General features: G+C 35.8%; 2 protein-coding genes and 2 pseudogenes. All 4 read right to left on the bottom strand.

Features of this window, described 5'->3' with window-relative positions; all coding sequences use genetic code 11:
- Positions 1-263 (bottom strand): annotated as a pseudogene (locus AC22ZQ_RS13675) (hypothetical protein); the annotation flags it as partial.
- Positions 264-271: 8 nt separating this feature from the next.
- Positions 272-1,507 carry a hypothetical protein gene (locus AC22ZQ_RS13670; protein ID WP_318959325.1) on the bottom strand — a complete coding sequence of 412 codons (1,236 nt, stop codon included), beginning with the start codon at positions 1,505-1,507 and terminating at the stop codon, positions 272-274.
- The gene (locus AC22ZQ_RS13665; protein ID WP_318959324.1) at positions 1,497-2,945 is read right to left on the bottom strand and encodes a hypothetical protein; all 1,449 of its coding nucleotides are present in this window, start codon (positions 2,943-2,945) and stop codon (positions 1,497-1,499) included. Before AC22ZQ_RS13665 ends, AC22ZQ_RS13670 begins: the two co-directional genes overlap by 11 nt.
- Before the next feature lie 166 nt (positions 2,946-3,111).
- A pseudogene (locus AC22ZQ_RS13660) lies at positions 3,112-3,318 on the bottom strand (ion transporter); the annotation flags it as partial.

The raw sequence follows: 3,318 nt of genomic DNA, 5'->3' as shown, positions 1-3,318 counted from the left end.
GCTCTGTCCATCGATAAAAATGCCTCTTGACCACTTCCTCCATAACTTTTGGACCAAATACTGTTTCCAAGGCTATCAACTTTCAATAAGATTGCTTGTGATGGACCATCTAAAAAACTACTACTCGCTCCACATAGATAGTAGCTTGTATCTTCCATTTGAAAAAGATCATAACCAAAATCATACTCTGCACCTGCATACACTTTATGAAAGTAAATTTGAGCTGTCGTATTTACAGAAAAATGTACACTAACGATTATCAATATATACCTTAAAAATACCATCCTAGTCCAAATTGTAATGAATTACCAAACCCTCGTTTACTCACAAGTCCTACAATATCTTGAGAAGCCATATAAATATCTAGGTTGGAAGTATGAGCTCTGAAATAAACACCTGCTCTAAAACCTCCAAATCCTCCAAAACTGGCACGTGCTCCTGCAGACAAAATTTTATTAATACGGTAATGTGCTCCAGCATAAGCTTGTGGCACACTCACCAAGGTAGGGTACATTCTAATTCCAAAAATTGACTGCCAATTATCTTCTCTATTTAATTCTGCTCGCTTAGCTACTTCAATGGTAGATGGAAGAAACCTCAAGGATGAAATCTGTTCACTTTGAATACCCAAAGAATCCAGCACCTCATCTCCTTGTAAAGAAAATATAGCTTGAATATTATCTAGGTTTGCTCCTTGAAAACTTATACTTGTATCTACATTATAATAGGTCATTTCTTTGGCATAAACTAAACCTAAATCGCGAACACTAAAAGATAACACTCCTCTAAACTTATCATTCTCTTCTCCAAAGGGCATGTTATATTGAAAGTCAACACTTGCACCATAGGAACTGTACAGTTTTTCTGAATCCATGTATTTTAAAACCCCATCTAAAAGGAGGGCCAAACTATCTCCATTCGCAGAAGAATAGAAATGCGATTGTTGTAAATAACTATTCAATGTATTGTTGCTTCCAACAAAATTTAAACGCAAGTAGCTATTCGTGTTTCGATTAAACACTCCTACTCCGATTTTTTGAAAACTTTCTAATTGAAAGGAAGAAGAGTTAAACATTAAACTATCTCCCAAACGATTGGCATTCCCTTGAAAGGCCATCGTAAATAAATCTTTGGTATACGCTAAACTCGACATGGTTTTTGATCCTGCTGATACCACTACACCAAATTTATTCCCTTCGCCAAAATGCAAGTTATGCAATTTGAGATCTACTGCTCCATATAGACTAAACCCTAAACCATTTACATCTTTCTGATGGGATAATCTATCCTCAATTTCACTATTGGATATATATCCACCTTGCGTAAAATACTGAAGAAATCCTCTGTTCAAGGCAGAGCTATGATAAAATCCCATTCCCTCAATATTCAATTCTGCTGCTCGCGAAGTATCAATAGACAAAGTATTTCCGAAATAAGATTGAGCTTTTACCTGAAGAGGAAGAAAAGCAAGACTTAGAATACCAATTAAAACTATTTTATAAAGCATGTGAAAATTCAAAATCTGTTAATAATTCTAAGATGAGTTTACTCTCCAAATAGATTTGTTGAACATCATTATTGGCTGCATCCACTTTAAATTCTAACCCAATGTATTTTGCTTGGTTCATCAATTCAACATCTCCCTCACTCAAGGTGAATATTAATTGGTTTTCTACAAACGGAAAGTCTGACAAATTGGTTACCGCTGCTGCGTAAGCCTCTTGAATCGTTGACCCCGCACTTAAACTCGTTAGAACTTGTTTGTTTTCATCCAAAACCTTAAGTCCTACGCTTCCTGAAAAAGGAAAGGAATTTTTCGTGTTTAGAATTAAACGACCACTGTTCAAATGATTCCCTTCCAAATCTTGTGTAAGCTCAAAGTCTATGGTGTCTCTATACAATAAGTCTTGTACCCCCAAAGCTAAGGGCATGTTCGACCTTAAATCAAGGGAAAAAGCACTACCCTCTAAAATTTCATCATAACCACCACTAGTGTTCCCCCAAGGGTTAATCTCTATATCGTAAGCTACCGTATAGCTACTTCCTAAATTTTCTATAAAATCTTCAATATTTGAATTGGTAGAAGTAAAATTAAAAAATGCTTCTCCTGGAGTTTGAGTTCCGTTTACCGATTGCGCAGCATTCAAACTTTGCGCTACATTGATTTGTGGATTCTGTAAATCAACGGTGGTTCCATCCTTCGCTTTACTTTGCAATAGCTCCAAGGTTAATTCACCGTTCACATTTACACCATTCTCAACATAAAAACTCAAATCAACATTCTCTACGTCAATTAAACCAGAGATGATATTATTCAACTCATCAACATATAAGGTTTCCGTATCTGTAATATGAATATTACCAAAATACCCCCTGGCATATTTCAACTTTAACTCGGAAATATCTAAAGTGAACCTGAATACATCCGTATTGGTCACATTCACACCATTTCCATCCGGACTTAATGAAACCACCAATTGGGATTCTAATTTATTAAAAGCCGTTCCATTTTCTCCAGTTAAATCCAATTGATAATCTGAAAAATCAAAGTTTAATACGTCCATACCAGGAACACCATTTTGGGCCGCTGGTATTTCTTTGGTTTGGGTAAATACTTGACCATTCTTTGTTACACCTGGAAAAGTGATGGTGAAAATAGTGGGTTCTATTAATGGGTTTTCAATTTCAACACTGGCTTGACCTTCACTAATCACTACATTGTTTAATTCAACATCACCTAGTAAGAATTCAAACTCTGTTACATCCGTTGGAATACTTCCTCCTGGGGCCACATACCAATTCAAAAAATTTAAACTAAACTCCTGCACCACTGATGTGTCTGGAATGTTTAAATACTCAAACAAATCTGCCTCCAATAAATTTTGGTCCAAGGTTAAATTTAAAGAATGATCACTCGCTACTCCAATTTGATTAGAGTCTACCATCTTCTGGAAACTTAGTGTGTCTTGAAATAATGGCGCCCTCCAATTGGTACCCCAAGTTGTTTTTTCCTTTTTACATGAAAGTAAGAGGAATAGAAATGAAAACAGATATATAATTGTCTTATTCGTCATTGTTTGTATACTAACGTATGGAAAAACTTATCGTTGGTTAGAGTTCTGATCCACAAAACTTACAGAATGCTGCATCGTCGTCATGTCCTTCTAAAGAACAATTAGGACAGGATTGTGTATTAACGGTTTTATCGTTTGCTGACTTAATAAATTCATTGGTAACAATACCCGTTGGCACCGCTAATATGGCATAACCAAATATCATAACTATTGAAGATATCGCTTGACCCAATGCCGTAACCGG

This window comes from Lishizhenia sp., from assembly GCF_057456495.1.
Note: the sequence above shows the minus strand (reverse complement) of the source record. Positions and strands in the feature narration are given on the sequence as shown.

What these genes read in the sequence shown, in the direction of transcription:
- AC22ZQ_RS13670 (WP_318959325.1), bottom strand. Translation starts at nt 1,507, where the DNA reads ATGCTTTATAAAATAGTTTTAATTGGTATTCTAAGTCTTGCTTTTCTT.
- AC22ZQ_RS13665 (WP_318959324.1), bottom strand. Translation starts at nt 2,945, where the DNA reads ATGGTAGACTCTAATCAAATTGGAGTAGCGAGTGATCATTCTTTAAAT.